Origin of the sequence: Embleya sp. NPDC005971, from assembly GCF_040629175.1 — a bacterium.
In the GTDB taxonomy this organism is placed as follows: Bacteria; Actinomycetota; Actinomycetes; order Streptomycetales; family Streptomycetaceae; genus Embleya.
The window spans coordinates 1-25,414 of sequence record NZ_JBEXUX010000055.1 but is presented as its reverse complement, the minus strand read 5'-3'; the positions used below and the strand labels follow the sequence as shown (position 1 = coordinate 25,414).

The 25,414-nt window shown below is 69.9% G+C and carries 21 protein-coding genes; 8 read left to right on the top strand and 13 right to left on the bottom strand.

Translation table 11 applies throughout. The annotated features are described in order from the left end of the window. Positions 1-39 precede the first annotated feature (39 nt). Together ABZ374_RS35530 and ABZ374_RS35525 are read right to left on the bottom strand one after the other, a co-directional pair. Entirely contained in the window at positions 40-1,035 is a 996-nt protein-coding gene (locus ABZ374_RS35530; RefSeq protein WP_360319270.1) for an inorganic phosphate transporter, read from the bottom strand. A 4-nt stretch (positions 1,036-1,039) separates the two neighbouring features. Beyond that, on the bottom strand, positions 1,040-1,660 hold the full coding sequence (locus ABZ374_RS35525) for a DUF47 family protein (RefSeq protein ID WP_020552276.1): 621 nt from the start codon (positions 1,658-1,660) through the stop codon (positions 1,040-1,042). A gap of 395 nt (positions 1,661-2,055) precedes the next feature. Here ABZ374_RS35525 and ABZ374_RS35520 point away from each other — a divergent pair, with 395 nt between their 5' ends. Beyond that, complete coding sequence (locus ABZ374_RS35520) at positions 2,056-2,442, top strand: metal-sensitive transcriptional regulator (RefSeq protein ID WP_360319268.1); 387 nt, start codon at positions 2,056-2,058, stop codon at positions 2,440-2,442. Between the two features lie 320 nt (positions 2,443-2,762). On the opposite strand, the gene ABZ374_RS35515 is transcribed toward ABZ374_RS35520, so the two are convergent. The 10 genes from ABZ374_RS35515 to ABZ374_RS35470 form a co-directional block, all read right to left on the bottom strand. After that, entirely contained in the window at positions 2,763-3,632 is an 870-nt protein-coding gene (locus tag ABZ374_RS35515; RefSeq protein WP_360319266.1) for a hypothetical protein, read from the bottom strand. A gap of 89 nt (positions 3,633-3,721) precedes the next feature. Beyond that, a complete protein-coding gene (locus ABZ374_RS35510; RefSeq protein ID WP_360319264.1) occupies positions 3,722-4,441 on the bottom strand; it encodes a GntR family transcriptional regulator in 720 nt (239 codons plus the stop codon). Positions 4,442-4,469: 28 nt separating this feature from the next. Beyond that, a complete protein-coding gene (locus ABZ374_RS35505) occupies positions 4,470-5,105 on the bottom strand; it encodes a phosphatase PAP2 family protein (protein WP_360319262.1) in 636 nt (211 codons plus the stop codon). Positions 5,106-5,189: 84 nt separating this feature from the next. Further along, positions 5,190-6,035, bottom strand: coding sequence for an ABC transporter ATP-binding protein (locus ABZ374_RS35500; RefSeq protein ID WP_360319356.1), 846 nt, complete (start codon positions 6,033-6,035; stop codon positions 5,190-5,192). A gap of 13 nt (positions 6,036-6,048) precedes the next feature. Continuing rightward, positions 6,049-6,969, bottom strand: coding sequence for an ABC transporter permease (locus ABZ374_RS35495; RefSeq protein WP_360319260.1), 921 nt, complete (start codon positions 6,967-6,969; stop codon positions 6,049-6,051). Between the two features lie 57 nt (positions 6,970-7,026). Then, complete coding sequence (locus ABZ374_RS35490; RefSeq protein ID WP_360319354.1) at positions 7,027-7,863, bottom strand: glycosyltransferase family 2 protein; 837 nt, start codon at positions 7,861-7,863, stop codon at positions 7,027-7,029. Between the two features lie 80 nt (positions 7,864-7,943). Further along, on the bottom strand, positions 7,944-8,726 hold the full coding sequence (locus tag ABZ374_RS35485; RefSeq protein ID WP_360319258.1) for a CDP-alcohol phosphatidyltransferase family protein: 783 nt from the start codon (positions 8,724-8,726) through the stop codon (positions 7,944-7,946). Further along, the gene (locus tag ABZ374_RS35480; RefSeq protein WP_360319256.1) at positions 8,704-9,774 is read right to left on the bottom strand and encodes an iron-containing alcohol dehydrogenase family protein; all 1,071 of its coding nucleotides are present in this window, start codon (positions 9,772-9,774) and stop codon (positions 8,704-8,706) included. The genes ABZ374_RS35485 and ABZ374_RS35480 overlap by 23 nt, the downstream gene beginning before the upstream one ends. Beyond that, positions 9,762-10,541 (bottom strand): phosphocholine cytidylyltransferase family protein, encoded by a 780-nt coding sequence (locus ABZ374_RS35475; RefSeq protein ID WP_360319254.1) that lies wholly within the window; start codon positions 10,539-10,541, stop codon positions 9,762-9,764. The genes ABZ374_RS35480 and ABZ374_RS35475 overlap by 13 nt, the downstream gene beginning before the upstream one ends. Then, a complete protein-coding gene (locus ABZ374_RS35470; RefSeq protein WP_360319352.1) occupies positions 10,538-12,322 on the bottom strand; it encodes a DUF5941 domain-containing protein in 1,785 nt (594 codons plus the stop codon). The genes ABZ374_RS35475 and ABZ374_RS35470 overlap by 4 nt, the downstream gene beginning before the upstream one ends. 560 nt (positions 12,323-12,882) lie before the next feature. Between ABZ374_RS35470 and ABZ374_RS35465 the strand changes: the two genes are divergently transcribed. Together ABZ374_RS35465 and ABZ374_RS35460 are read left to right on the top strand one after the other, a co-directional pair. Further along, the gene (locus tag ABZ374_RS35465) at positions 12,883-15,651 is read left to right on the top strand and encodes a CDP-glycerol glycerophosphotransferase family protein (RefSeq protein ID WP_360319252.1); all 2,769 of its coding nucleotides are present in this window, start codon (positions 12,883-12,885) and stop codon (positions 15,649-15,651) included. Then, on the top strand, positions 15,648-16,802 hold the full coding sequence (locus ABZ374_RS35460) for a glycosyltransferase (RefSeq protein ID WP_360319250.1): 1,155 nt from the start codon (positions 15,648-15,650) through the stop codon (positions 16,800-16,802). Before ABZ374_RS35465 ends, ABZ374_RS35460 begins: the two co-directional genes overlap by 4 nt. Positions 16,803-16,833: 31 nt before the next feature. On the opposite strand, the gene ABZ374_RS35455 is transcribed toward ABZ374_RS35460, so the two are convergent. After that, entirely contained in the window at positions 16,834-18,267 is a 1,434-nt protein-coding gene (locus ABZ374_RS35455) for a DUF6056 family protein (RefSeq protein WP_360319248.1), read from the bottom strand. 337 nt (positions 18,268-18,604) lie between these two features. Here ABZ374_RS35455 and ABZ374_RS35450 point away from each other — a divergent pair, with 337 nt between their 5' ends. From ABZ374_RS35450 to galE, 5 genes are all read left to right on the top strand, one after another. Then, complete coding sequence (locus ABZ374_RS35450; protein WP_360319246.1) at positions 18,605-20,710, top strand: PIG-L family deacetylase; 2,106 nt, start codon at positions 18,605-18,607, stop codon at positions 20,708-20,710. A gap of 196 nt (positions 20,711-20,906) precedes the next feature. Continuing rightward, complete coding sequence (locus ABZ374_RS35445) at positions 20,907-22,499, top strand: glycosyltransferase family 2 protein (RefSeq protein ID WP_360319244.1); 1,593 nt, start codon at positions 20,907-20,909, stop codon at positions 22,497-22,499. Positions 22,500-22,849: 350 nt separating this feature from the next. Beyond that, positions 22,850-23,845 carry a glycosyltransferase family 2 protein gene (locus tag ABZ374_RS35440; RefSeq protein WP_360319242.1) on the top strand — a complete coding sequence of 332 codons (996 nt, stop codon included), beginning with the start codon at positions 22,850-22,852 and terminating at the stop codon, positions 23,843-23,845. After that, entirely contained in the window at positions 23,845-24,255 is a 411-nt protein-coding gene (locus ABZ374_RS35435) for a GtrA family protein (RefSeq protein ID WP_360319240.1), read from the top strand. Before ABZ374_RS35440 ends, ABZ374_RS35435 begins: the two co-directional genes overlap by 1 nt. A 70-nt stretch (positions 24,256-24,325) precedes the next feature. Then, positions 24,326-25,294, top strand: coding sequence for a UDP-glucose 4-epimerase GalE (gene galE / locus ABZ374_RS35430; RefSeq protein WP_360319238.1), 969 nt, complete (start codon positions 24,326-24,328; stop codon positions 25,292-25,294). Positions 25,295-25,414 lie beyond the last annotated feature (120 nt).

Sequence of the window (25,414 nt, the reverse complement as noted above, 5' to 3'; positions counted from 1 at the left end):
GTACGTCCTGCATTACGTACGCGGGGTGCGGTCCGCGGATCAGCCCACGATCAGATGGGTGATCCCGTAGGTGCCCGCCGCGACCAGACCGGCGGCCGGCATCGTGGTGAACCAACCGATCAGGATGTTCTTGGCGACACCCCAGCGCACCGCCTTGACCCGCTTGGTCGCGCCCACGCCCATGATCGCCGAGGTGATGATGTGCGTGGTCGAGATCGGCGCCTTGAAGACGTAGGCCGTGGTGTACAGGATCGAGGCGGCCGTGGTCTCGGCCGCGAAGCCCTGCGGCGGGTCCAGCTCGATGATCTTGCGGCCGAGCGTGCGCATGATCCGCCACCCACCCGCATACGTGCCCAGCGACAGGGCCGTCGCGCACGCGAGCTTGACCCACACCGGAATGCCGTCGCCCTCGTGATGACCGCTGATCACCAGCGCCATCACCACGATGCCCATGGTCTTCTGGGCGTCCTGGATGCCGTGCCCGAGCGCCATGCCGGCCGCCGAGACGGTCTGCGCCAGGCGGAATCCGCGCTTGGCCTTGTGCGGGTTGGACTTACGGAACAGCCAGATGATCCCGACCATCACCAGGTAGCCGGCGACCAGGCCGACCACCGGCGACAGGAACATCGGGATGACGACTTTTTCGATCACACCGTCCCAGTAGACGGTGCTGGAACCCGCGAGCGCGGCGCCGACGAGGCCACCGAACAGCGCGTGCGACGAGGACGAGGGCAGTCCGAAGTACCAGGTCAGCAGATTCCAGAAGATCGCGCCGACCAGCGCCGCGAACAGGATGACCAGACCTTGATGGCCTTCGGGGGTGGAGATCAGCCCTTCGCTGACGGTCTTCGCGACACCTTCGCCGAGGAAGGCGCCCGCGAGGTTCATCACCGCGGCCATGGCCAGCGCCGCCCGCGGGGTCAGCGCCCGGGTGGACACCGAGGTCGCGATCGCGTTGGCCGAGTCGTGGAAGCCGTTGGTGTAGGTGAAGAAGAGCGCGACGCCGATGACGATGATCAGACCAGTGAGTTCCACTGGGTCAGGACTCCTTGACGGCGATCGTCTCGACCGTGTTCGCCACGTGCTCGAACCCGTCGGCGGCCTCTTCGAGCACGTCGACGATGCCCTTGAGCTTGAGCACGGTCAGCGCGTCGTAGGCACCACTGAACAGGTGGGCCAAGAGCTTGCGGTGGATCTGGTCGGCCTGGTTCTCGAGTCGGTTGATCTCGATCCAGTACTCGGTCAGGTCCTTCATCGTGCGCAGCCGGGGCATCGCCTCGGCGGTCAGTTCCGAGGCCCGGACCAGCACCTCGATCTGGTCCGCGACCTGCGGCGGGAGTTCGTCGAGCTGATACAGCACGACCAGGTCGACGGCCTCTTCCATGTAGTCCATGACATCGTCCAGTTGCGACGCGAGGGCGTAGATGTCCTCGCGGTCGAACGGGGTGATGAACGAGGCGTTGAGCTGGCGCATGATCGCATGCGTGGTGTCGTCACCCGCATGCTCGGCCGCGCGCATCCGTTCGGCGATCTCCGGACGAGCGGAGACCTCTGCGCCGAGCAACTCCGTCAGGAGCTTGGATGCGGTGACCAGGTTGCTCGCCGCTGCGGCGAACATGTCGTAGAAGCTCGTCTCCCTGGGGGTCAGACGCAATCGCACTGGAGGTCTCCGGGATAATGAAAGTGGTCGGCGTCGATGCTAGGCGCTCCGGCGGTCCGGCATGCAAACCGGGGAGTCGACGCGGACCGCGACCGTACCCGGCGGTAATGAGACGCGCGCTCACAGCGACGAACGGGCATGCGGAAGCACCCGTTCCGCCGCCTAGGACGCCCGTCACACGGCCAGAGTATGGGCCAGGGCGGCATTCGGGTGACAGTGCGGCCTACGCTCGATCCATGTCGCCCACATCACATGGACGGATCCGGCGGATGGCCGGCGGTTGTCCGCGAAGGAGCGGATCGGGGTGACCGACGCCGCCGGCGCATGATCGGAATGCTTGCCGGATATACCCCCCGGGGGTAAATTCGGGTAATGGACGGTCGCCCGATCGAGCCATGGACACGTGGGGAACGGCCGCAGAGATACGGGAGACGACGGTGGAACAGGACTCGCAGACTCCGGACGCGACGGCAACCGCGACGCACGAGGCGTCGGGGCACGGACACGGCTACAGCGGGCGCAAGGACGAGCACCTGAAGCGGCTGCGCCGGGTCGAGGGGCAGATCCGCGGGCTGCAGCGGATGGTCTCCGAGGACGAATACTGCATCGACATCCTTACGCAGGTCTCGGCGGCGACCAAGGCGCTGCAATCGTTCGCGCTCAGCCTGCTGGAGGAACATCTCGGGCACTGTGTCGCCAACGCGGTGGAAAAGGGTGGCCCGGAAGCGGAGGAAAAGGTCAAGGAGGCGTCCCAGGCGATCGCACGCCTGGTGCGCTCCTGAGGCCGCGGCGACGGGGGCCGGCCCGGGTGTGGGCCCCTGTCCCCCAGCCGCCGACGAGTCCGAGCACGGCGTCGATCTGGGCCTGCGTGAGCGGGCCCTCGCTGGCCGACGCCGCGATCATCAGGTCACTGTAGAGCTCGATCTCGTCGAGGACGACGTGGTCGTGTACACGGCGATCGGAGAACCGTGACACCCACATCACCTCCTCGTGCGCACCCCGGACGGGCCTCGGCCCATCCAGCGTAGGGGCGGCTCCGCAGCGCCGACATGGCACGCCTGGGTCATTTGGGGACCGCCCGGAACGACGCCGCGGGAGTGACTCAGCCGCGCCCCGCCGGGGTGCCGGACGGGTTCGGCGCGACGTAGAGATCCTTGGCCTCGGGCGGCTTGACGTCGACCACGACGCCGAAGTCGTACAGTTCCGCCGCCGAGAGCACCTTCGCGGTCGCCGTCTTGGCCTGGTCCGGGCCCATCACGAACGCGAACGACTCCTCGACCCTGCGCAGTCGGCCGGCGTCGTCGAGGTAGGCGTCGAACGGGATCGGCGCGCCGTCGAAGGTCTTGAGCGCGGCGGCCAGCGGGCCGCGCACCTCCGGCGCGGTCAGGTCGTGCGCCTTGCGGATGTCCAGCGTGCCCCGATAGTGCCGTACCGTGTCCGCGCCGAGCTTCTCGCTGCCCACGAGCACCACGTCGTCGTTGACCCCGCGCAGTATCTCGAAGGACGTCCCGGGGTCGGTGGCACCGCCGCTGACCAGGTTGCCGTCGGCCAGCCCGTCGATCGCCAACCGCACCCACTTGTCCTTGGGCACACCCGGCGACCCGTTCTTCATGTAGAGCGCGTCCGGGGTGAGGATCTCCTGGAGCGGTCCGACGATGCCGGAGTCCTTGGGCGCGTCGACCGTGAGCGAACCGATGTGCCGGACGTAGTCGAACATGCCCTGCCCGGTGAGTTTGACCACCCGGTCGGCGTTTTGCATCGTCATCGTGGTGCGGGTGCGCGAACTCTTCGCGCCGGTCGTGACATCGGCCGCCTTGCGGACCGCCAGGACCGCCTCGGACGGGCCGTTCGCGGGCCCGGCACTGCCCTTGGCCTGCGCTCCCTGAGGTTGCACGTCGTCACCCTGACAACCGGTGGCCCCGGCCAGGAGGAGGGCGCAGCAGGCACCCGTGAGCGCGGTGCGGACCAACATGTGGGGTTCTCCCGGATGCTCGGAATCCTCGCGTGACGGCCGGCCACGCGGCGGCGGCTCGACGGGACAACGAGCGAGGCGAGCCCGGGTTACGGCCGTTCGGGGGACGGCGGGTCGGCCGGTGCCGCCGCGGGCGGCAGGTCGGGGGCCGGGCGGCGCGAGCGGGCCAGGTGCCGCCGGGTCGACGCCTCGGCGCCGGCCCGATCGCCGGCCTCGATCAGGTCGAGCAACCGGTGATGCTCGGCGGCGATCAGGTTCCGGTCGGCCGGATCGGCCAACGGACGTGGGCCGTACAACCGTGCCTGGGCCCGTAGTTCGGCGGCCATCCGGACCAGGCGCGCGTTGCCCGCCAGGCCGAGCAGGTGGGCGTGGAAACGATCCTCGGCCTCCACGTAGGCCGGCGCGTCGACCCGGGCGACCGCGTCGGCGAGTTCGTCGACCAACGCCCGCAGGGCGGGCAGCGCGGCGACGCAACCGTCCTCGGCGAGCCGCCCGACGATCGGTATCTCCAGGAGCTCGCGCAGGTCGTGGATGTCGTCCAGGTCGGCGGCGGACAGGCCGCGAACCCGAAATCCCTTGTTGCGTACCGGCTCGACCAGGCCGTCCTTGGCCAGATCGAGCAGCGCCTCGCGAACCGGCGTCGCGGACACCCCGAATCGGGTGGCCAGGGCGGGCGCGGAGTAGACCACTCCGGGCTGCATCCGGCCCGCCAGCAGGGCGGCCCGGATCGCGCGCGCGACCTGTTCGCGCAGGCTCAGTCGCTCGCCCAGGCGTCCGGCGTCGCGGCCGTCCTCGGTGTCCGTGCCCATCGTGTCCGCCCCCTCGGCCGCGTCGCCGTCATCCGGCCGGGCGCGGCTCGGCCGCCACCAGCGGACGCAGCGGCCCGCGTTCGACCAGCCGCACCACCGGTTCCAGGACCCGACCCATGAACATCGACCCGACCAGCGCGACCAGCGCGCCGAGCGCGAACCCGGCGAGCACGTCGGTCGGATAGTGCACGCCCACGTACAGCCGGGAGAAACCGGTGAACACCGAGGCGAGCACCGCCAGGATCCCGATCCGGCGGTCCACCACCAGGATCCCGACCGCCAACGCCATCGTGGTCAGCGCGTGGTCGGAGGCGAAGGACGGGTCGGTCTTGCCTGCGACGAGCACGTGCAGCCCGTCGTGGCTCAGGAACGGACGCGGCCGGTTCACCCACTCGCGCAGCGGCGCGTTCGCCAGCTCCGCCACCAGGGCCGCGAGCGGGGCCCAGACGAGGCCGGCCATGGCCGCGGTGTGGTCGGGGCGGGAGCGGGCCCGCCACCACGCGAGCAGGGCGAGTACGGCGAGTACGGCGAACATGCCGTACTCGCCCATGAACTCCATGCCCCCGTGTGCCCATGAGGTGTGTTCGGTGAGTCCGTTGACGTCCCGCAGGATCTCGATGTCGAGGTTGTCGTCGGTACTCTCCGCCAGGACCTGCAAGGACACCGGTGAACCCCTTCGCGTGGTGCATTGTGGTGCGGGTGGTGCTGGTCGTACTGGTGGTGCGGACGTGCGGGTGGCGCGATGTCGCTACTTGCCCTCGTAGGCGTTGACGACCTGCTCCATCGGCCCGTCCATCTTGATCACGCCCTGGTCGAGCCAGATCACCCGGTCGCAGGTGTCCCGGATCGACTTCATGCTGTGGCTGACCAGGAAGACCGTGCCGGCCTCCTTGCGCAGCTCGCGGATCCGGGCCTCGCTCTTGAGCTGGAACTCGCGGTCGCCGGTGGCCAGCGCCTCGTCGATCATCAGCACGTCGTGCGTCCGCGCGGCGGCGATGGAGAACCGCAGGCGGGCCGCCATGCCGGACGAGTAGGTGCGCATCGGCAGCTTGGTGAAGTCCTTGCCGTTGTAGGCGTTGAGGCCGGAGAACGTGGCGATCTCGTCGTAGTTGGCCTCGGCCTCCTGCTGGGTCATGCCCATCGCCAGGCAACCCAGGATGATGTTCCGCTCACCGGTGAGGTCGTTCATCATCGCCGCGTTGACGCCGAGCAACGACGGCTGGCCGTCGCTGTAGATCTTGCCCGTGGTCGGCGGCAGCAGGCCGGCGATGCACTTGAGCAGCGTGCTCTTGCCGGAGCCGTTGCGGCCGATCAGGCCGATCGCCTGGCCCTTGTACGCGACGAAGCTGACGCCGCGCACCGCGTGCACCTCGGTGACGCCGGTGGCCTTCTTGCGCAGCGCCAGCCGGGACAGCGCGGAGGTCGCGCTGCCCTTGCCCGAGGAGGCCCCGTGCACCCGGTAGATCAGGTGCACGTCGTCGACCACGACGGTGGGCGGGATCTCCGCCGGCTCGGGGGCCTGCTTCGGTTCCTGCGGTTGGCTCTGTTCGGGCACCTCGACCTCGGACTGTTCGGTGACCTCGCTCCAACTCATGATTGCCGGCTGCTCAGCCACGGCCGTACCTCTCTTCCGCCTTCCAGAAGTACACGTAACCGCCGAAGCCCATCAGGATCGCCCAGCCGACCGCGTAGCCCCAGGTGTGCAGGGGGATGTCGGTGTGGCTGTCGATCAGCGCGTCACGCACCAGCTCGATGTAGACCGCGCCGGGGTTGGCCTCCAGCACCCGGGCCACCCAGGACGGTGCGTCCTTGGTGTAGTTGTCCAGGCTGTAGAAGACGCCGCTGACGTACAGCCAGGTGCGCAGGATGAACGGCAGCAACTGCTTGATGTCCACCATCACGGCGCCGATGCGGGCCAGCACCAGGCTCAGGCCGACGTTGAAGACGAACTGCAGCAGCAACGCGGGCACTATCAGCAGCCACTTCAGGCTGAGCGGCTCACCGGTGCCCAGCACGATCGCGCACAGCACGACCATGGAGAACAAGAGCTGCTGGAGCTGCACGATGGTGAACGAGATCGGCAGGCACGCGCGCGGGAAGTGCAGCGCGCGGATCAGGTTGAGTTGGTCGCTGATCGCCCGGCTGCCGGCGAGGACCGCGCTCTGCGTGAACGTGAACACGAAGACGCCGGTCACCAGGAAGGCGACGTAGTTTTCGATGCCGCCCTTGGTTTTCACCAGGTAGCCGAAGATCAGGTAGTACACGGCCGCGTTCAGCAGCGGGGTGAGCACCTGCCACACCTGGCCGAGCTTGGCGGTGCTGTAGGTCGCCCGGGTCTTGGCGTTGGCGAAGGCGACCACGAAGTGGCGCCGGGCCCAGAGCTGCTTCGTGTACGAGAACAGCCCCGGTCGGGCGCCGCTGACCGTCAGCTTGTAGCGGGCGGCGAGATCCGCCAGAGGTTCGGACGAACCGGGGGGCGCCGATGTCCCCTGTGGGCTCAGGGTGTCGGCCTGCGCGCTGTTGGCCACGTTGACACTTTCGTCTGCGTCGGATCGAAATCGAAACGGTACGAGAATTCCAGCCTGTCAGATGACGGGCGGACGGCCGAGCCTGGTCATTCGCCAGACGGTCCGCCAGGCCATCGGCTTGCGCGGGCCGCTCGGGGTCTTCCAGCCCTCGCGGAAGCCGGCCAGCCAGGCCTGGGCGTTCTCCTTGGACGGCCGGCGGGCGGCGGTGAGCACGACCCAGGTGCCCAGGTAGGCGGGCACGATCGGCCACGGCAGGTTGCGGCGGGCCAGGTAGACCCGGTTGCGCGCGTTCATCCGGAAGAACGCCGCGTGCCGCGCCGGGCTGGTCTTGGGGTGCTCCAGCACGATGTCCGCGCGGTACTCGATCTCCCAGTCGGCGTCGAGCGCGCGCCACGCGAGGTCGGTCTCCTCGTGTGCGTAGAAGAAGTCGTCGGGCAGTCCGCCGACCTCCTCCAGCACGGCCGCGCGCACCGCGCTGGCGCCGCCGAGGAAGGTGGTCACCGGCCCCGAGCGCAGCGGATCGCCGACCCGGATCCGGGGCACGTGCCGGCGCTGGGTCTCGCCGCTCTCCGGGTCCACGATCCGGAAGCTGACGATGCCCAGGCGCGGGTTCGCCGCGAACGCCTCGCGCAACAACCGACCGGCGTCGGTGCCGCCGAGGCGGCCGTCGTCGTCGAGGAAGAGCACCACGTCGGTGCCGGCCGGCAGCCCCGCGGTGCCCACGTTGCGGCCGGCGGGGATGCCGACGTTCTTCGGCAGCGGGATGCCCACCGTGCCCTCGGGCAGCTCCGGCAGCGGGCCGCCGTTGGCCACCACGACCACCGCCATCGGGTCGCCGACCTGGTCGGCGACCGAGCGCAGCAGCCGGTCCAGCTCGACCGGGCGGTCGCCCATGGTCAGCACGACCGCGCCGAGCGTGATGCGATCCGCCGCGGTGCCGTCGCCGGTGCGCTGCCCCTGGGCAGCCGCGGCGGTCACCGGAGCCTGCTCGACATGAGCACGCTGATCAGGTGCAGCACGGTCTGCAGGAGCGCGATGGCGGCGAGCGCGCCGACCGCGATCCTGCTGTACAGCAGGCCGCCGTCGTCGAGCACCAGGTCGAGCAGACCCGCCAGAAGCAGGAAGATCGACGCCTCGACGGCGCCGACCAGGCGGTGGAACTTGAGCGAGGCGACCAGCTTGCGGGCCGAGGCGGCCCCCGAGGAACGCGGCACGGCGGCCGCGTCCTGCACGGGCGGCAGGCCGCTCTTGGCCCGGGCGCCGTCGACCAGGTCGGTCTCCGACTTGATCAGGATCGCGCCCAGCGCGGCGACCACGCCCAGCGTCGCGTAGCCGTTGAAGCCACCGCCGTCCAGGACGCCGGCGGCGTGCAGGCCGGCGCCGGAGAGCAGCGCCGCCTCGGAGAGGTAGTGGCCGACCCGGTCGAGGTAGACACCGGTGACCGAGGTCTGCCGGCGCCAGCGGGCCACCTCGCCGTCGACGCAGTCGAGCAGGAGGTAGAGCTGCACCAGGATCAGCGCCGCGAGCGGGCCGGCGATCCCGGGCAGGATCAGCGCGGCGCCCGCGGCGATGCCCGCGAGGATCATCATGTAGGTGAGCCCGTTGGGCGTCACCCGGGTCCCGACGATGCGTCGGGTGACCTGGAGGGAGATCTGCCGCATGTAGATGCGCCCGGCCCAGTGTTCGCCACTGCGCCGGTCCAGCAGGCCCTCGGGGTGTACGACCGAGCGAAGCTCAGCCGCCGTAGGTGTGGACATATTCGGTCACCGAATCCCGGATGGCGTCATTGTCGAGGTCGAGATGTTCGAGGATGGTGAAGCGTCCCGGACGGGTCTGGGGCGCGTGACTCACCGCCGCCACGAATTCGTCGATGGTCAAGCCGAGATGCTCCGGCACGACCGGCAGCTTGTGCCGATCGAGAGTGCTCGTCAAGAGCTTGGTCAGCTCGACGTCGCCGCGCAGGTACGTGGCGAACGCGGCACCCAGGCCGACCTGTTCGCCGTGCAGCCCGTCGTGACCGTCGCGCTCGCCGTAGAGCAGGTCGATCGCGTGCGAGATCTCGTGGCAGGCCCCACTGCAGGGACGTGTGGTGCCGGCCACGGACATCGCGATGCCGGAGAGTACGAGGCCCTCGGCCAGGGCCACGAGAAAGTCGTCGTCCTCGATCCCGCCCGGGCGGTGCAGTATCGAGTCGCCGGAGGTGCGGGCCAGCGCGACCGCCAGGCCGTCCACCGGCTCGCCGGTCTCGCGCTGGGAGAGCTCCCAGTCGGCGACCGCGCACAGGTTGGACAACGACTCGCCGATGCCCGAGCGCACGAAGCGCTGCGGTGCGGCGCGGACCAGGTCCAGGTCCACCACCAGCGCGATCGGGGTGGGCACGCCGTAGGAGCCGCGGCCGGCGTCGTTGTCCAGGATGCTCACCGGCGACGCGATGCCGTCGTGGGCGAGGTTGGTGGCGACCGCGACCATGGGCAGGCCCACGCGCGCGGCGGCGTACTTGGTCGCGTCCAGGACCCGGCCGCCGCCGAGGCCGACCACCGCGTCGTAGGCCCCGCCGCGCATCCGGTCGGCCAGGTCGACGGCGGCGGTCAGGGTGCCGCCGGCGACGCTGTACCACTCGGCGCCCGGCAGTTGCGGCGCGAAGCGTTCGCGCAGTCGCGTGCCGGAGCCCTCGCTGACCACCACCGCTATCCGGCCGGAGGTCGAGACCCGGCGGTCGGCCAGGATGGCCGCCAGGTCGTCGACCGCGCCCGCGCGGATGTCGACGGTGAGCGGGGTGGGAACCAGTCGGGTCAGTACCGGCACGCGATCTCCCGCGCGACCGTGAGGTCCTCGGTGGTGTCGATCTCGGTCCACGGCACCCGGGTGTCCGGCGCGCTGATCGGCTGCACGTCGACCCGGCCGCCCCGGTTCACCAGCTCCTGGTAGCCGTCCTCGTAGTAGAGCTGCGGGTCGCGCTCGAAGGTCGCCTGGAGCGACTCGATCAGCGCGGGCGCCGCGTGGCCCTCGATCAGCGTGACGCCGATGTACTCGCCGGCCGCTTCGGCCGGGTCCATCAGCTTGGTGATCCGGCGCATCCGGCCGTCCTCGCCGAGGGTGACCTTCATTTCCTCGTCGGCGAGCGGCTTGGCGGTGTCCAGGGCCAGGATGATGCCCTTGGCGCCGGACCCGGAGGTGTCGCGCGCGGCGAGCATCGTCTCCTGCACCGAGACCGGGTGCAGCGTGTCGCCGTTGGCCAGCAGCACGCCGTCCGCGAGGTAGTCCCGCGCGCACCACAGGGAGTAGGCGTTGTTCCACTCCTCGGCCTTGTCGTTGTCGACCATGTGCAGCTTCAGGCCGTACCGGCTCTCCAGCACGCTCTGCCGGTCGCGGATCGCGTCGCCGCAGTAGCCGACCACGATCGCGGCCTCGGTCAGTCCGACCGAGGCGTAGTGCGACAGCGTGACCTCCAGGATCGACCGTTCGCTGTCCGGCGCACCGGGCGCGCCCACCGGCACCAGGGCCTTGGGCAGCGTGTCGGTATGCGGGCGCAGCCGGCGGCCGGCGCCGGCGGCGAGAACGAGGCCGATCATGAGAGGTCTCCAGTTCGATCGGAGGCAGCCGCGGCGGCGGCCTCCAGGGGGCGGTACGACGGCGTCGGGGCCGTGGGAGCCGGTCCCACCGGAGTGGCGTCCTCGATGTCCGGGCGCGCACCGCGCACCCAGAACGTGACGCTCTCGGTGAGCACGATCGCCGCGAGCACGACGGCCGTCACGATCAGGCCGGTGCGCAGGGTCCCCGAGCCCAGCGCGGCCAGCACGGTCACCAGGAGCACACGCCCCTCGTGACCCAGGACCAGCCACACCAGTGCCCGGGGCGGGGCCCCGTAGCCGCCACGCAGGCGGTACACCGTGTCGTAGTGATGGTAGGCCGTGGCCGCGACCAGGCCGAATGCCGCGCCCACCGCGGTGGGCGCCACCTTGGCAGCGAGGATGGTGATCGCGGCGTACTCCGCGGCGCGGAACACCGGCGGCACCACCCAGTCGAGCCGACGCACCAGCGGTCGGCCGATCGCCACCCCGGCGCACAGGGCGTACACCCCGGCACCGGCCAGGCCCCACCACTCGCCCGCACCGCCCGCGAGCAGGACGGCGAGCAGTGCCGCGGTACCCAGCAGCGCGGCGGCGGGGGCGGGCACGCGCAGTCGCAGTCGGGCCACCGCCTCGGCGAGCGGGCCGCTGTCGGCGAGCGCGGCGAGGTGTTCGCCCACCTGCGGGACGAACGCGGCGCGGCGCGGCAGCGAGCGCAGGATCCGGCCCAGCGAGGTGTAGCAGGCGGCCAGCACGCAGCCGACGATCAGCACGACGAAGGTGATCCGCGGCGTGGTGGTCGCGGTGAGCACGGCGATCAGCGCCCAGCGCTCGCCGATCGGCAGGATGATCATCCGCCGGGCCCACACGGTCCAGCCGACCGAGTTCAACTTGCCGGAGAGCTTGGCGCCGGCGCCGCCGTCGGCGCTGTCGTCGTCCCCGCCGCCGATGCCGCGCCGGGTCTCGTTGAAGGCGAAGTCGACGATGTGTCGGGTGGTCATCACGACCATGGCGACCAGCGCGAGAGTCCACACGTCGTCGTCGTGCCGGGCCGCGCCCATGGCCAGGCCCGCGTAGACCGCGTACTCCTTGGCCCGGTCGAAGGTGGCGTCCAGCCAGGAGCCGATCCGCGAGTAACTCACCGCGTAGCGGGCGAGTTGGCCGTCGGTGCAGTCCAACACGAAGGACAGGTACAGGCCGAGCGCGGCACCGATGTAGCCGGCGCGGGTGCCGGTGGCGGCACCGGCCGCGGCGGCCAGCGCGACGAACAGCGAGGCGACGGTGACCTGGTTGGGCGTCAGCCCCCGGCCGGCGCACCAACGCGCGAGGTAGCGCGACCAGGTGCTCACCGCGAAGGTGGTGAAGAAGCCGTCGCGGGCCTTGACCGCCGAGTTCAGCCGGATGCGTTCCTCGTCCACGGCCGCCACCGCGGCCAGGGCCTGCTCGCGTTCGACGGGCCCGTGCGGGACGGCGGCGACCAGGTCGCCCAGCGGCACGACCCGTACCGACACGCGGCCGTCCGCGATCATGCGTTCGGCGATCGCGTCCGGCACGCTGATGTCGGCGGGCAGTCGGCCGAGTTCGGCGAGCACGCGGCCGGCCTCGGCCCGCGCGTCGCCCTCGACGACGAGCACGCCGGGCACGTGCGTGGCCGGGAAGCGGGTGTCCGCGATCGCCAGTCGCAGTGCGTGCCGATGCCCGACGAAGCGCTGATCGACCAGCGCGATGCGGTCGGTGTCGGCCGCGATCCGCGGGTCGAGCCCGGCCGCGGGCACGACCTGCACGTCGGGCACCGCCCGGGTCAGCGCGGCGAGTTCGGCGAGCAGCGCGGCCGGATCGATTCCGGCCGGGGAGGGCAACGATGTTGACGCCGTGATGACCAGTGCCGTGGACAGGCGCCATCACTCCTTACGAGCGGTCGCCGGAGCAACTTTGATGTCAAAGAGGTCGACGGGGCGCAGCCCCGGTCGAAACAACGAGACAGGCTAGCCGATCACGGGGAGCCTCGATACCGTCCGATCCGCCCCGCTCCATCCTGGCAGGCTCGCCCGCCGGGCCCGGCGCCGGGCCCGGGAAAAGCGGCCGCGCCGATGGAACCGGAATGCGAGTTCGACGCGTCTCCACCACGAGGCGCAGCGCTACCCGCCGGTGGGCGACATTCGCCCGGTGATCCGCCCGTTGGCTAGGATCCAGGCAACTCGTGCGTACATTTTTCAGGTACTTCCCCCCACTTCGTCACGATCGACCACCGCACCGGTCGGTCGACGAAGCGCCCTCAAGGCACAGCTCGAGTCGTTCGCACAACCCGGAGGCAGCCGCAATGTCATCACCCTCCACGCCAGACGTGAGCGTGGTCGTCATCGTTTACAACGACGCAGAACGGCTGCCCCGCGCAGTGCGTTCCGTGCTCGCGCAGACGTTGAACAGCCTGGAGGTGATCATTGCGGACGACTGCTCCACGGACACGACACCGGATGTGGCCCGGGAGCTCGAGGCGGCCGACCCGCGCGTGCGCTACGTCCGCCTGGAGCACAACAGTGGTGGCTGCAGCGCGCCGCGCAACCGGGGCATCGAGGTTTCCCGCGCGCCGTACGTGATGTTTTTGGACAGCGACGACGAACTGCCTCCGCACGCGTGCAAGAGCCTGCTGCTCACCCTGGAGAAGAGCGGCGCGGATTTCGCGACCGGCGATGTCGAACGTTACTTCGAGGCGACCGGGCGGACCGCCCTCTGGTATCCCGATCTCTTCCTCGAGGAAGAGGTGGTGCACGGGCTCCAGGAAAAGCCCGAGATGCTCTTCGACCACCTCTCCACGAACAAGATGTATCGCCGGGAATTCATCGAAGAGCACGGCCTTCGATTCCCGGTGGGAATCCACTACGAGGACCAGCTCTTCTCCGCGCAGGCGTTCTCCCTCGCCAAGAGCTTCGTCGTGGTCCCCTGGGTCGTCTATCGCTGGTACCTGGCCGCGGCGAACGAGAAGCTCTCGATCTCCAGCAGTCGACACAAGATGCAGAACGTCGTCGACCGGATGACGGTGGCCCGGCTGGTGGACGAGTTCTTCGTGCAGGCCGGGCAGAGCCGGGCGCTGAAGACCGCCAAGGACCACAAGTTCCTGCGCCACGATTTCCGGCTCTACCTGGGCGACCTCCCGCATCGGCCCAAGGAGTGGGTGGCCGGGTTCGCCGAGGCCACGGTGCCCTACCTGGCCACGCTCAACGACGAGGCGTACGCGCTGCTGCCGCCCGACGAGCGGATCTGCCTGTATCTGCTGCGGGCCGGGCGCCTGGAGGAGACCGTCGAGCAGGCCCGCATCCTGGGTCGCCCCAAGGTCGCCCCCCGCTATGTGACCCGGGCGGACGACCGCGCGTACTGGGGTCGCGTCGTGCCGGAGACGGCCGAGGCCCGGGAAAACCTGGACGTGACGGAACGCCACTACGAGAACCAGGTCTTCGAGACCGCGATTCTCCGGCACGAGGTCGAATCGTTCCGCACCGAGGGCACGGCTCTCGTCCTGCGCCTGCGCACCTACGACCCGGGCCTGCTCCTGGGCGATGAACCGGTGGAAGCCCGGGTGAACCTCGGGACCACCGGGCGCATCATGCGCACTCCGTTCCGGTTGCTCCCGGACGGTCCCGGCGAGTTCGCCGGCGAGGTCACCCTCGAACTGGCCGATGTGCCGCTGGGCATCAACGGTTTCGTGGGCCGGCGCCACCCCACCGTCACCCTTCGCCAGGGCGACCTGACGAACACGAACATCCTGCTCGGGCAGCTCGGGTTCACGCCGCTCGCCCGCCGGATCACCTACCGCCGGATCGAGCGGCATTCGGTCCGGATCGAGTGCGAGCCGGCCGGTGCGGGGCGCTTCCAGATCACCTGGGACCGGACGGGGGCCTTCAAGGAGGTCAAGCGGCTGGGTCCGATCCAGCGTCGGATCAAGCGCAAGGTCAAGGCCGCGCGCAAGAAGCTCAACAGCCACGAGAACAAGGCCACGATCTACCGGGCGCTGACGCGGCTGCCCGTGCGCAAAGGGCTCGTGCTCTTCGAATCGGTCGAGGGCAAGGGCTACTTGGACAACCCGCGCTACATCCACGAGGAGCTGGTGCGCCAGGGGCGCCCGGTCGACGTGGTGTGGTCGTACGCGGGCGACACCTCGACCTTCCCCGAGGGCGTCAAGCTCGTGCGGCGCGGAAGCTGGCAGTACGTGCACACGATGGCGCGCGCGCAGTTCTGGGTCGACAGCCACAATCTCCCGTCGATCTACGCCAAGCGGCCCGAGACGCACTACCTGCAGACCTGGCACGGCCAGACCATGAAGACGATGGGCTTCGACGTCCCCTCGCTGCGCAACGCGGCGGACGACGCGCAGTCCAAGCACCAGGCGATGGTGGATCGCTGGGACCTGTTGGTCTCGCCCAGCGAGGAGTTCGAGCGCACCTTCGTGCCGGCCAACAAGTACACCGGCGACCTGCTGCGCACCGGATACCCCCGGAACGACGTGCTGGTGCGCTGGGAGGAACCGGAGCAGTTGGAGCGGGCCCAGGAGGCCCGGAACCGGCTCGGCGTCCCGGACGGCGCGCGGGTGCTGCTGTACGCGCCCACCTTCCGCGACGGCGGACGCAACACCGGCTCCTCCATCCGCGTCGACCTGCGCGAACTGGTCGACAACCTGGACGACGACTGGATCATCGTGGTGCGCGCGCACTACTACGACCGATTCACCGTCCCGGCGGAACTGGCGCACGTGGTGCGCAACGGTTCCAATTTCCCGGATGTCAACGACCTGCTGCTGGCCTCGGACGCGCTCCTCACCGACTACTCGTCGCTGATGTTCGACTACGCCAACCTGCGCCGCCCGATCCTGCTCTTCGTCGACGACTACGAGAACTACAAGCACGGCGAGCGGGGCACGTACTACGACCTGGAGGAGATCGCTCCGGGCCCGATGCTCCGCGAGACGTCGGAGCTGGTCGACGTATTGCGTGATCTCGACCCTGTGGTCGAGGAATACGCGGAGCGTTACGAGAAATTCCACACGATGTTCTGTTCTTATGAGACCGGTCATGCCAGTCGGACCGTCGTGGACGCCTTCTTCGGTGAGGAACAGCAGTGAGGACCACCCGGACACGCCACGTCTTCTTCGTGGGCATCGACGTCGACTCGCTCGGAGGGTCCCAGCGGGTCATCCACACCCTGGCGCAGGGTCTGGGCGGACGCGGACATCGCGTCGAGGTGGTCGGCATCCGTACCGCCCCGGAGCCCTTCCGCTATCACGACGAGCCCACCTACGAGCACACCACGCTCTATCCGGACACTCCGGCGGCGGCCTGGCACGCCAAGTCGCTGACCGAGCGGCTCAGCCCGACCCGGAACCTGAGCGCCCGGCGCAACAAGGCGGCGCGCACCGAGGCCCGGGCCAAGCTCCAGGCACGCTTCGACGCCGTGCCCGAGGGCTTCGTCGTCTTCGGCTCGCCGTGGGCCGCGGACTGGGTCCTGCCGCTGCACTGGCCGCAGCTCAAGGGCATCGGCCAGTACCACGAGTCCTTCCTCCAGGCCCGCACCTCGGAGAACAAGGACCTGATCCTGCGGCACTACCCGCTGATGAGCAAGGCACTGTTCCTCAGCCAGGGCGACGCCGACGAGTTCACCCGGCTACGGCTGCCCAACGCGGGCGTGATGCCGAACCCGCTGTCGTTCTACCCGGACGCGGTGGCACCGGCGGGGACCCGGCGGGTGGCCGCGGTCGGCCGGCTGGAGGGCATCAAGCGCCTGGAACGGCTGCTGTGGGCCTTCGCCGAGGCCACCCGTGATGCGCACCAGGACTGGGAACTGCATCTGATGGGCGACGGGCCGCAGGAGGACTACCTGCGGGAAACCGCCGTCGAGCTGGGCATCGCCGATCGGGTGATCTTCCGCGGCCGGGTCTCGGACATGAGCCGGGCGCTGCGCGAGGTCGACATCGTCGCCCTCAGCAGCGAGAAGGAGGGGCGCCCGATGGCGCTGGCCGAGGCCGCCGCGTGCGGGGTGCCGGTGGTCAGCTTCGACCTCTCGGCCGGTGTCCGCGAACTCGTCGACGACGGTGTGACCGGCGTGCTCGTCCCGTCCGGGGACATGCCGGCGCTGGCCAGGGCGCTCGAACGGCTGATCGCGGATCCCGAACTGCGCTGCACCTACGGCAAGGCCGCACGCGAACACGTGCGGCCCTATGCCCTGGAAGCGGTGCTGGACCGCTGGGAAGACCTCTTCGACGAGATCGACCGCTGACGGATCGACGCCCGCTCGTGCGGTCCCGGAGTCACTTCCGGGGCCGCACGACCTCGTCCACCCGGTAGTAGCGGGCCACGCATCCCGCGGCCCAGTCCTTGGCCCGAGGCACCATGAAGGCTTCGGCCAGGCCACCGATCCGATGCGGATCGTAGGTCACCACCGTCGCCCCGCCCCGCACCTGGGCCCGAGTGCGCGCGTCCTCGGCGTCCCACTGTTGTGCCCGGGTGACCGTGGTCCTGGTCAGGTCCCGCATGACCCCGGCCCACTCGACCAGGGACACGGCGCTGAAGACCGCCGCCGCCAGGGCGATCACCGCCAGGCCGGCGCGTCCGGCGTTGCCCCGTCGGGCCGCCAACGCCCGCAGCGCCACGCCCAGGCACACGCCCCACAGGCCGAGCACGACCAGGGTGGGGCCGAGGAAGTTGAGCCACGTACGGCTGTAGGACCACCCGCCGGGGCCGTAGCCCAGGCGCAGCGACAGGGTGACGCCGAAGCTGATCACCAGGAACATCGGCGCCGGCAGCACCAGGACCACGGCCTTGAGCCAGGTCGGCCCCGGCAGCAGGGGCCCGTCCGCGACCAGCCGTCGCGTCACCAGGCCCAGCAGGACGCCGATCGCGACCACGGCCAGATACGTCCACGTCGAGGTGATCGTGTCCAGCACCTTGAGCCACTCGTGATACCCGGACTTGAGCACCTTCGGGTCGAGCGCCGACTCCCCCGTGCCGGTCGCGGCCCGGCGCAGCTTGGCCCCGGGGGAGGTGTAGAGCAGACCCAGCCCGACCACGAGACCGACCAGGGCGGACACGTTCCACAGCAGTGCGAAGCGTTCCTTGCGGCGGATCGCGGCGGGCAGTGCCACCAGCGCGGCCACACCACACATGGCCAGCGAGACGACGGTGAACGGCTCACTGAGCATGCCGATGAACAGACCGACGACCCCGATCCCGATCACGGCCACCTGCCGGCGCTTGGGCGTCGTGGCGGTCAGGCACCAGAACAGGCTCCAGACACCGATCACGAACGGCAGGGTGTGCGAGATGGTGGCCGGCGCCCACAGCAGGGCCTGGTACGGGATCGGCATGGACAGGAAGACCGCGCACGTGGTGATCAGCGCGAGCAGCAGGTACACCGACGCGGGCGCCTCCCAGCCGAGCCGCGCCCACAGGGTGCGGTAGAGCAGGAACAGACCCGCTGCCAGGAACACCAACAGCAGCAGTGGCAGCACCTTGACGCCGGCGAGACCGTCGCCGTAGACCAGGCCGGAGACGAAGGCGTTGGAGACGCGGCCGTTCTGGGTGTTCCAGAAGTCGTCCATCAGGCCCCAGGTGCCCATGTCCCGGGCCTTCCACAGGACGCACCAGTCGTCCGAGCTGGGCCGCACGAAGAGTCCCAGGAACGCGCCGACCGACAACAGGATCCCGGCGACCGCCGCCCCCGTCAGAGCCCCGGCCCGAATCAACGTGGCGGTTGGGACGTGGGTTCCCGACGAGGATAGACCGAGACGGCGCACCAGCGACCCTTCCGAGGCGAACTACGATGATCGAGAGCGGGCCCAGGATACGGGCGGTCCGGGGGCCCGGCCGATTCGACGGGGGCCGCTGCGCCGGCTGCGGCGAAGCGGGCCACGGCTCGGCTCGTGCCAGACTAGCCATCGCCGCCAGGCGCTGGACCTTCGGACCCTGTGGAACCACGAACGCAGATTTCGAATCTGGTCATATAACCATGCCTCGATCGCCATACCTGCTCCGCACGCCGATCCGCCTGCGGTCTCTACCTCCACTGGAAGGCGCCGGTACGTGTCTCTCCCACGTCGTCTGAGCCGCGGATGGACGTTGGTCCCGATAGCCCTGGCCGTCCTGATCGGCATCGTGTTCCTGGTCCGTTCGCCCGGATCGTCGACCCCGTCGAAGGACGCTGCGGCCGCGCCCTTCCCCGAGGTCTACTCGCCGGACTTCCCGGGTGCGTACGTGCAGGTGGTGGCCCATCCCGATGACGACCTGTACTTCATCAACCCGGAGATCGAGAAGTCGATAGACCACGGCAGCGCGTCCACGACCATCTATCTGACCGCCGGCGAGGCCGACGGCTGGCGGGCGCCGTCGGGTTCGAAGCAGAAGTCGTTGGACCGCTCGCAGTACGCGACGGCCCGGCAGAACGGCCTGCGCCAGGCGTACGCGGAGATGGCGGCCGGCAACCGCAACGCCAAGTGGGAGCGCTCGACCCTGAAGACCCGGGTCGGCCTCGCCGAGGTGGACACGCTCGTGGCCAAGCCGCGCGTGCGCCTGGTGTTCCTGAACATGCTCGACGGCGGCGGGCATGTCGCGAAGGAGAAGCAGGTCGGTCTGCGGCAACTGTGGGAGGGCTCGATCCCGAGCATGCCCACCTTGATCCCGGCCGGCGGCCCGGTCAAGAACACCTACGCCTATACGAAGGACGCCCTGGTCGGCACGCTCACCGACCTGTACGCCCAGTTCGCGCCGACCAGTGTCCGCACCCTGGACCCGGATCCCGAGCCGCACGTCTACTCGCCCGAACCCGGCAAGGGTTACGTGGACCACCCGGACCACACCGCCGCGGCGCTCTTCGCCCAGGCGTCCCTGGCCGACTATCAGGGCCCGGGCAACTCGCGCCGCATCGTGGTCACCAGCTTCCGCGGCTACGGCAACGCCTTCTGGCCGAGCAACCTGGCCGCCGACGAGTTCAAGCGCAAGAAGTCGATCCTGGACATCTACGGCGGCGGCAACCCCGACCGCTGTTCGCTCGAATTCGGGTGTGGGGACCGGAACGTGGGCACGACCGCCGAGAAGTCGCTGTGGCCGCAGACCACCTACGCGCGCTACCCGGTCACGCCGACCTGGGCGGGCACCCTGCCGGACGGCCGGCTGACCGCGTTCGCGGTGCTGGACGGGCAGGTCAGCCAGTGGACCGAGAAGAAGGCGGGCAGCGGCACCTGGGGCAGCCCGGCCTATGTCGGCGGCGGCTGGCTGGCGCCCACGCTGAGCGTGGCCAAGACACCCGACGGCAAGCTGCGGCTGGTGGGTCTGCGGACCACCTTCGGCCCCACCGCGCCGACCCAGAAGCGTGAGATCGTGACCGCGACGCAGACCGAGCCGGGCGGCAAGTTCGGCCCGTGGTCGGTGATCGGCAACCCGGACGCGGCCGACCCGCAGCTCGCCCGCAACGTCGGGGTGCCCGCCGTGGCGGTGAACCAGGACGGCCGCATGTCGGTGTTCGTACGCAACGGCGGCCGCGGTTTGAGCAGCAGCACCGAACTGGCCAACGGCACCTGGGGCCCGTGGGCCAACCTGGGCGGCGCCGACCTCCAGGACGGCCTGGCCACCGTGACCACCCGCGCCGGCCGGATCGAGGTCTTCGCGTCGACCAGGGCCGGCATGGCGCGCTGGGCCCAGCCCAAGCCCAACACGGCGCTCGTGGCCGACCCGAGGTTCCGGGGTCCGGCGGTCTCCTCCGCCCCGACCGCGGTGATCGAGGCCGACGGCCGGATCGGCGTCTACGTCCGCAGGTCGCCCGACGGGGCGGTGATCGCGCTGCGCCAGACCGCGCCCGAGGGCGGGTGGGCGGCCGAGCCGCGCGACCTCGGTGTGCCGGGCGGCACCGGGACGGTCGCGGTGACACCGCGCGCCGACGGCAAGGTGGCCCTGGTCGTGCGCAACAACGGCGGCGGGGTGAGCAGCGCGGTGGCCGCGCCGGACCGGGACGCGCTGCCGCTGCGCTGGAACGACGACGGTCGCTACGTTCCGTACACCCCGCTGGCCGCGACGGACTCGACCGGTCGCACCGTATTGCTGGCCCTGGGTCAGGACGGGCGCATGCTGGTCACCAGGCAGCAGGACCCCGTCGCCGCCGCACCGTTCGGCAATTGGCTGCCGATCGGCAACTAGCGGCGCGGTCGGTGTCGTGCGCACGGAAAGGCCCGTGCGCACGACACCGACCGACCCGCGAACCACCCATGTGGAATCGCCGGTGGACGGAGCTTTTCACCGTGGGCGCCATCGGGTACCCGAAGCCGAAGTGCCGGAGCATAGGCTGATTGCCGCCGCACCGGTCGGCGCCGCCGCAACGAGAATGGGTGAAGAGATGACTCGCACTGACGGGGTGAGCGTCGTCGTCATCACGTACAACGACGCGACTCACCTGCCGGCCGCCATCGAGTCGGCCCTGGCCCAGGGTGATGTGGTCTCGGAGATCGTGGTGGTGGACGACGCGTCGACGGACGAGACCGGCCAGGTGTTGTCCCGCTGGCCGCGCGATCGGGTCCGGGTGGTGCGGCGTACCACCAACAGCGGTGGTTGCGGCGAGCCGCGCAACGACGGCACCGCCTTCGCGCAGTCCGGCTGGATCTGTTACCTCGACAGCGACGACGTGCTCCCGCCCGGCGCGGTCGAGGCGATGTATCGGGCCGCGGTCGACAACGACGTGGACTTCGTGGCCGGGCGGTGCGTGCGCCGCGAGTTGCCCGAGGAACGCGATGTGGCCTGGCATCCGCACCTGTTCGCGAAGCCGGGCGTGTACTCGATCGCCGAACGCCCGGAATCGTTGTGGGACACGCTCGCGGTGAACAAGCTCTACCGCCGCTCGTTCCTGACCGAGAATCACATCCAGTTCCCCGACGGCGCGGCCCACTACGAGGACTTCCCGTTCACCGCGAAGGTCTACGCGGCGGCCCGTCGCTTCGCGGTGATCGACGCGCCCGTCTACACCTGGAACGTGCGGCGCCGCACCTCCAAGCCGTCCATCTCGCTGCGTCGCGACCGCATCCGCAACTGGCAGGACCGGGTCCGGGCGCACGCCGATGTCGTAGAGATCATGCGCGACACCGGTGACGAGCACCTGGTGGACGCGGCCGAGCGCAAATTCCTGGAGCACGATCTCTCGCTCTACCTGCGTGACCTGCACCGGCAGGAGGAGGAGTACCGCAACGAGTGGTGGGAGATCGCCCGGCAACATCTGTCCACGTTCGGCGTGCGGGCCTTCGTGGACGCGACGCCGTCCGCGCGCTGGGCCGCCGACGTGGTGCGCACCCGGGAGCGGCCGACCGCCGCCGCCCGGCTCGCCGAGCTGGCCGCGGATCCGCCGCGGCTGGTGCCGCCGTACTTCGGCGGTCCCGAGACCCCGACCTGGGACGACGAGCGCCCGGCGGTCCCGCTCAGCGGTTTCCGCTCGGTGCCCACCGCCGGGCTGCCGATCGACGTCGAGGCGTCGGTGTCGGTCACCGGGGCCCGGCTCGCGCTGGACCTGCGGATCGCCGATCTGTACGGCCGGATCAGCGCCTCCGGGATCGCGCACGTCGAGATCGAACTGCGCGATCGACTCGGCACCACCAATCGGTCCCGGCCCGCGACGGTGACCGCCACCGCCGAGGACGGGTTCCTGCACGGGCGCGCGGTGCTGGACGGCGGCGCGCTGCGCGGCCTCGGCGCGTTCGCGACGTGGGACATCTGGGCGCAGGTGAGCTTTTGGGACGGGTCGGCCACCCATGTGCGAGTTCGCGCCGCCGGTGGCTCGGGGCTGACCCGGCACATGGTCCCGGACCTGCGTCGGGCTCTGCTGCTCGTGCAGCCCTACCGCACGGCCAACCACTCGCTCGGCGTGCGGGTCGCGGACGGCCCGCGCGGTGCGGCGGCCGTGGCCACCGCCCGATTCCGCCGCCGGTCCGGCTCCAAGACCTGACCCGTCGAGTGCTCTCGGGTGCGACCGGGTCGACGGTCGCACCCGTCGTCGACGACGCCGGGCGCCGGGGCCGGCCGTGGAACCGCTGCGGAGCCGGCCGCGTCCCTCCCAACGAACCTTCCAGGAGCCCCGTCCGAGGCCCGCGCGGTCGCTCTCCGGGCTGTGGATCCGGGTCGGCGCAGTGATTCGGGACAGGCTTTTCGTGCAAGAATGATCGGCGCTCGGGCTGCCGACCGTCTTCGACCAGGTCTGTGGAACCTCTTCGGCGACGCGGGTCGGACAGAACGCCTGCCAACGCGGCTGTGGCCTTGGGCCTGGTCCTGTCTTCAGACGAGAAACCGGTGAAGTCGATGCTCTTGTCTCTCGTGGTGCCGTGCTTCAACGAAGAAGCCGTACTGTCCACCTTCCACGAGACGATCCGCGCGGAGCTCAAGGACATCGGGGCCGACGTCGAGATCTGCTACGTCGACGACGGCAGCTCCGACGGAACGCTGCGGATCCTGCGCGAGCTGGCGGCCAAGGACCCGGCCGCCAAGTACACCTCCTTCAGCCGCAACTTCGGCAAGGAGGCCGCCATGTTGGCCGGCCTGGAGCAGGCCACCGGCGACGCCGTGGTGATCATGGACGCGGACCTCCAGCATCCGCCGGAGTTGATCCCGCGCATGCTGGATCTCCACCTCAAGGGCCACGATCAGGTGATCGCGCGGCGCAGCCGTGAGGGCGACAAGCGGTTCCGCAGTTTCCTCAGCAGCTCGTACTACAAGCTCGTCAACAAGTGGGTCGACGTCGAACTCGTCGACGGTGTCGGCGACTTCCGATTGTTGTCGCGGCAGGCACTGAATGCGCTGCTGTCGATGCGCGAATACAACAGGTTTTCCAAGGGCCTGTATTCGTGGATCGGATACGACTCGGTTCTCTTCGAATACAAGAATGTCACCCGCGAACTCGGACAGACCAAGTGGAGTTTCGGCAAGCTCCTCAATTACGGCCTGGACGGTTTGATCTCGTTCAACAACCGGCCGTTGCGGGTGGCCATCTACTTCGGCCTCGTGTTGTCCGCGCTGTCGCTCGCGTACACCATGATTCTGATCGGCATCGCGATCTTCCAGGGCATCCAGACGCCCGGTTACATCACCATCATCGCGGCGGTGACCGGTCTGGGCGGGCTCCAGATGACGATGCTCGGTCTGATCGGCGAGTACATCGGCCGTATCTACTACGAGACCAAGAACCGCCCGCACTACCTGGTCCGCGAGAGCACGGAGACGCGGGTGCCCGCGCCGCAGATGGCCGCCGCCATCCGGGAGACCTCGGCGAACGCCGCGCCCCGAGGGGTCGGCCGCTGATGCTGCGTCAGGCCATTCGCTTCGCGCTCGTGGGTGTGGTGAACACCGGCACCTACTACCTGCTCTACCTCGGGTTGCGTCATGTGGTGCCGTATCTGGCGGCCCACGTCACCGCCTTCATCCTGAGCATGATCGGCTCGTTCTTCATGAACACGTACTTCACCTACAAGGTGCGGCCCACGTGGAAGAAGTTCCTGCTGTTCCCGCTGACCAACGTGACGAACTTCGTGATCACCACGGTGGGCGTCTACGCGCTGGTGTCGTGGGCGTCGATGGACGAGCGGATCGCGCCGCTCGTCGCCGCCGCCGCCGCGATCCCGGTGACGTTCGTGGTCTCGCGCAAGGTGATGATCCCCGGAACCGAACCGCAGCACCGCGTCACCGAGTCGGACTCGACGCCGGTGTCGTGAAGCGGACCGGCCCGCGTCGCCCCGGCCCGGCCTGAGCCGGGGCGAACGGCTCGGCGGTTACGCTGAAGTCATGAAGTGGCTTGTCACCGGCGGTGCCGGATACATCGGGACACATGTCGTGCGGGCGCTGCTCGCGGTCGGCGAGGACGTGGTCGTGGTCGACGACCTGTCCTCGGGCACCCGCGAGTTGGTCCCGGAGAAGGTGCCACTGGTGGTCGGCTCGGTGCTGGATCGGGCACTGCTCGACGGGGTCTTCCGGGCGCACGCCGTGGACGGTGTGGTGCACATCGCGGGCCGCAAGCAGGTGCCCGAATCGGTCGCGCGCCCCCTCTACTACTACGAGGAGAACGTCGAGGGTCTGCGCACCCTGCTGGCGGCCATGGTCGAGGCCGAGGTCACCCGGATCGTGTTCTCCTCCAGCGCCGCCGTCTACGGCATGCCCGACGTCGACCTCGTCGACGAGGACACCCCGTGCGTGCCGATCAACCCGTACGGCGAGAGCAAGCTCGTCGGCGAGTGGATGATCAAGGCCACGGCGCGCGCGCACAAGATCTCGTACGCCTCGTTGCGCTACTTCAACGTCGCGGGCGCGGGCGCGCCGGAGCTCGCGGACAAGGGCGTGTTCAACCTGGTGCCGATGGTGCTGGAGAAGTTGACGGCGGATCAGGCGCCGATGATCTTCGGGGACGACTACGACACCCCGGACGGCACCTGCGTGCGCGACTTCATCCACGTGGTGGACCTGGCCGAGGCGCACGTGGCCGCCACCCGTCGGCTCGCGAGCGATCCGGACGCGCGCCTGGTGCTGAACGTGGGTCGCGGCGAGGGCACGTCGGTGCGCGAGATGGTGGAACTCATCGGCGAGGTCACCGGTTTGCGCGACTTGGCTCCGGAGGTCCGGCCGCGGCGTGCGGGCGACCCGGCCCGGGTGGTGGCGAGCGCCGACCTGATCACCACCGAGTTGGGCTGGAAGGCCCGGCACGACACGTCGGACATGGTGCGCAGCGCGTGGGCCGGTTGGCGGACGCCCCGCGGCTGAGCCGCGGGACGGGTGGCGTCGCGCCGGGGCCGTCGGCCGCCGGGAGGTGGGTGGTGAACGCGCTCGCGGTCTCGCCGCTGCGCTGGGAGACGACGGTGGTGATGCCGTGCCGGGGCCCGG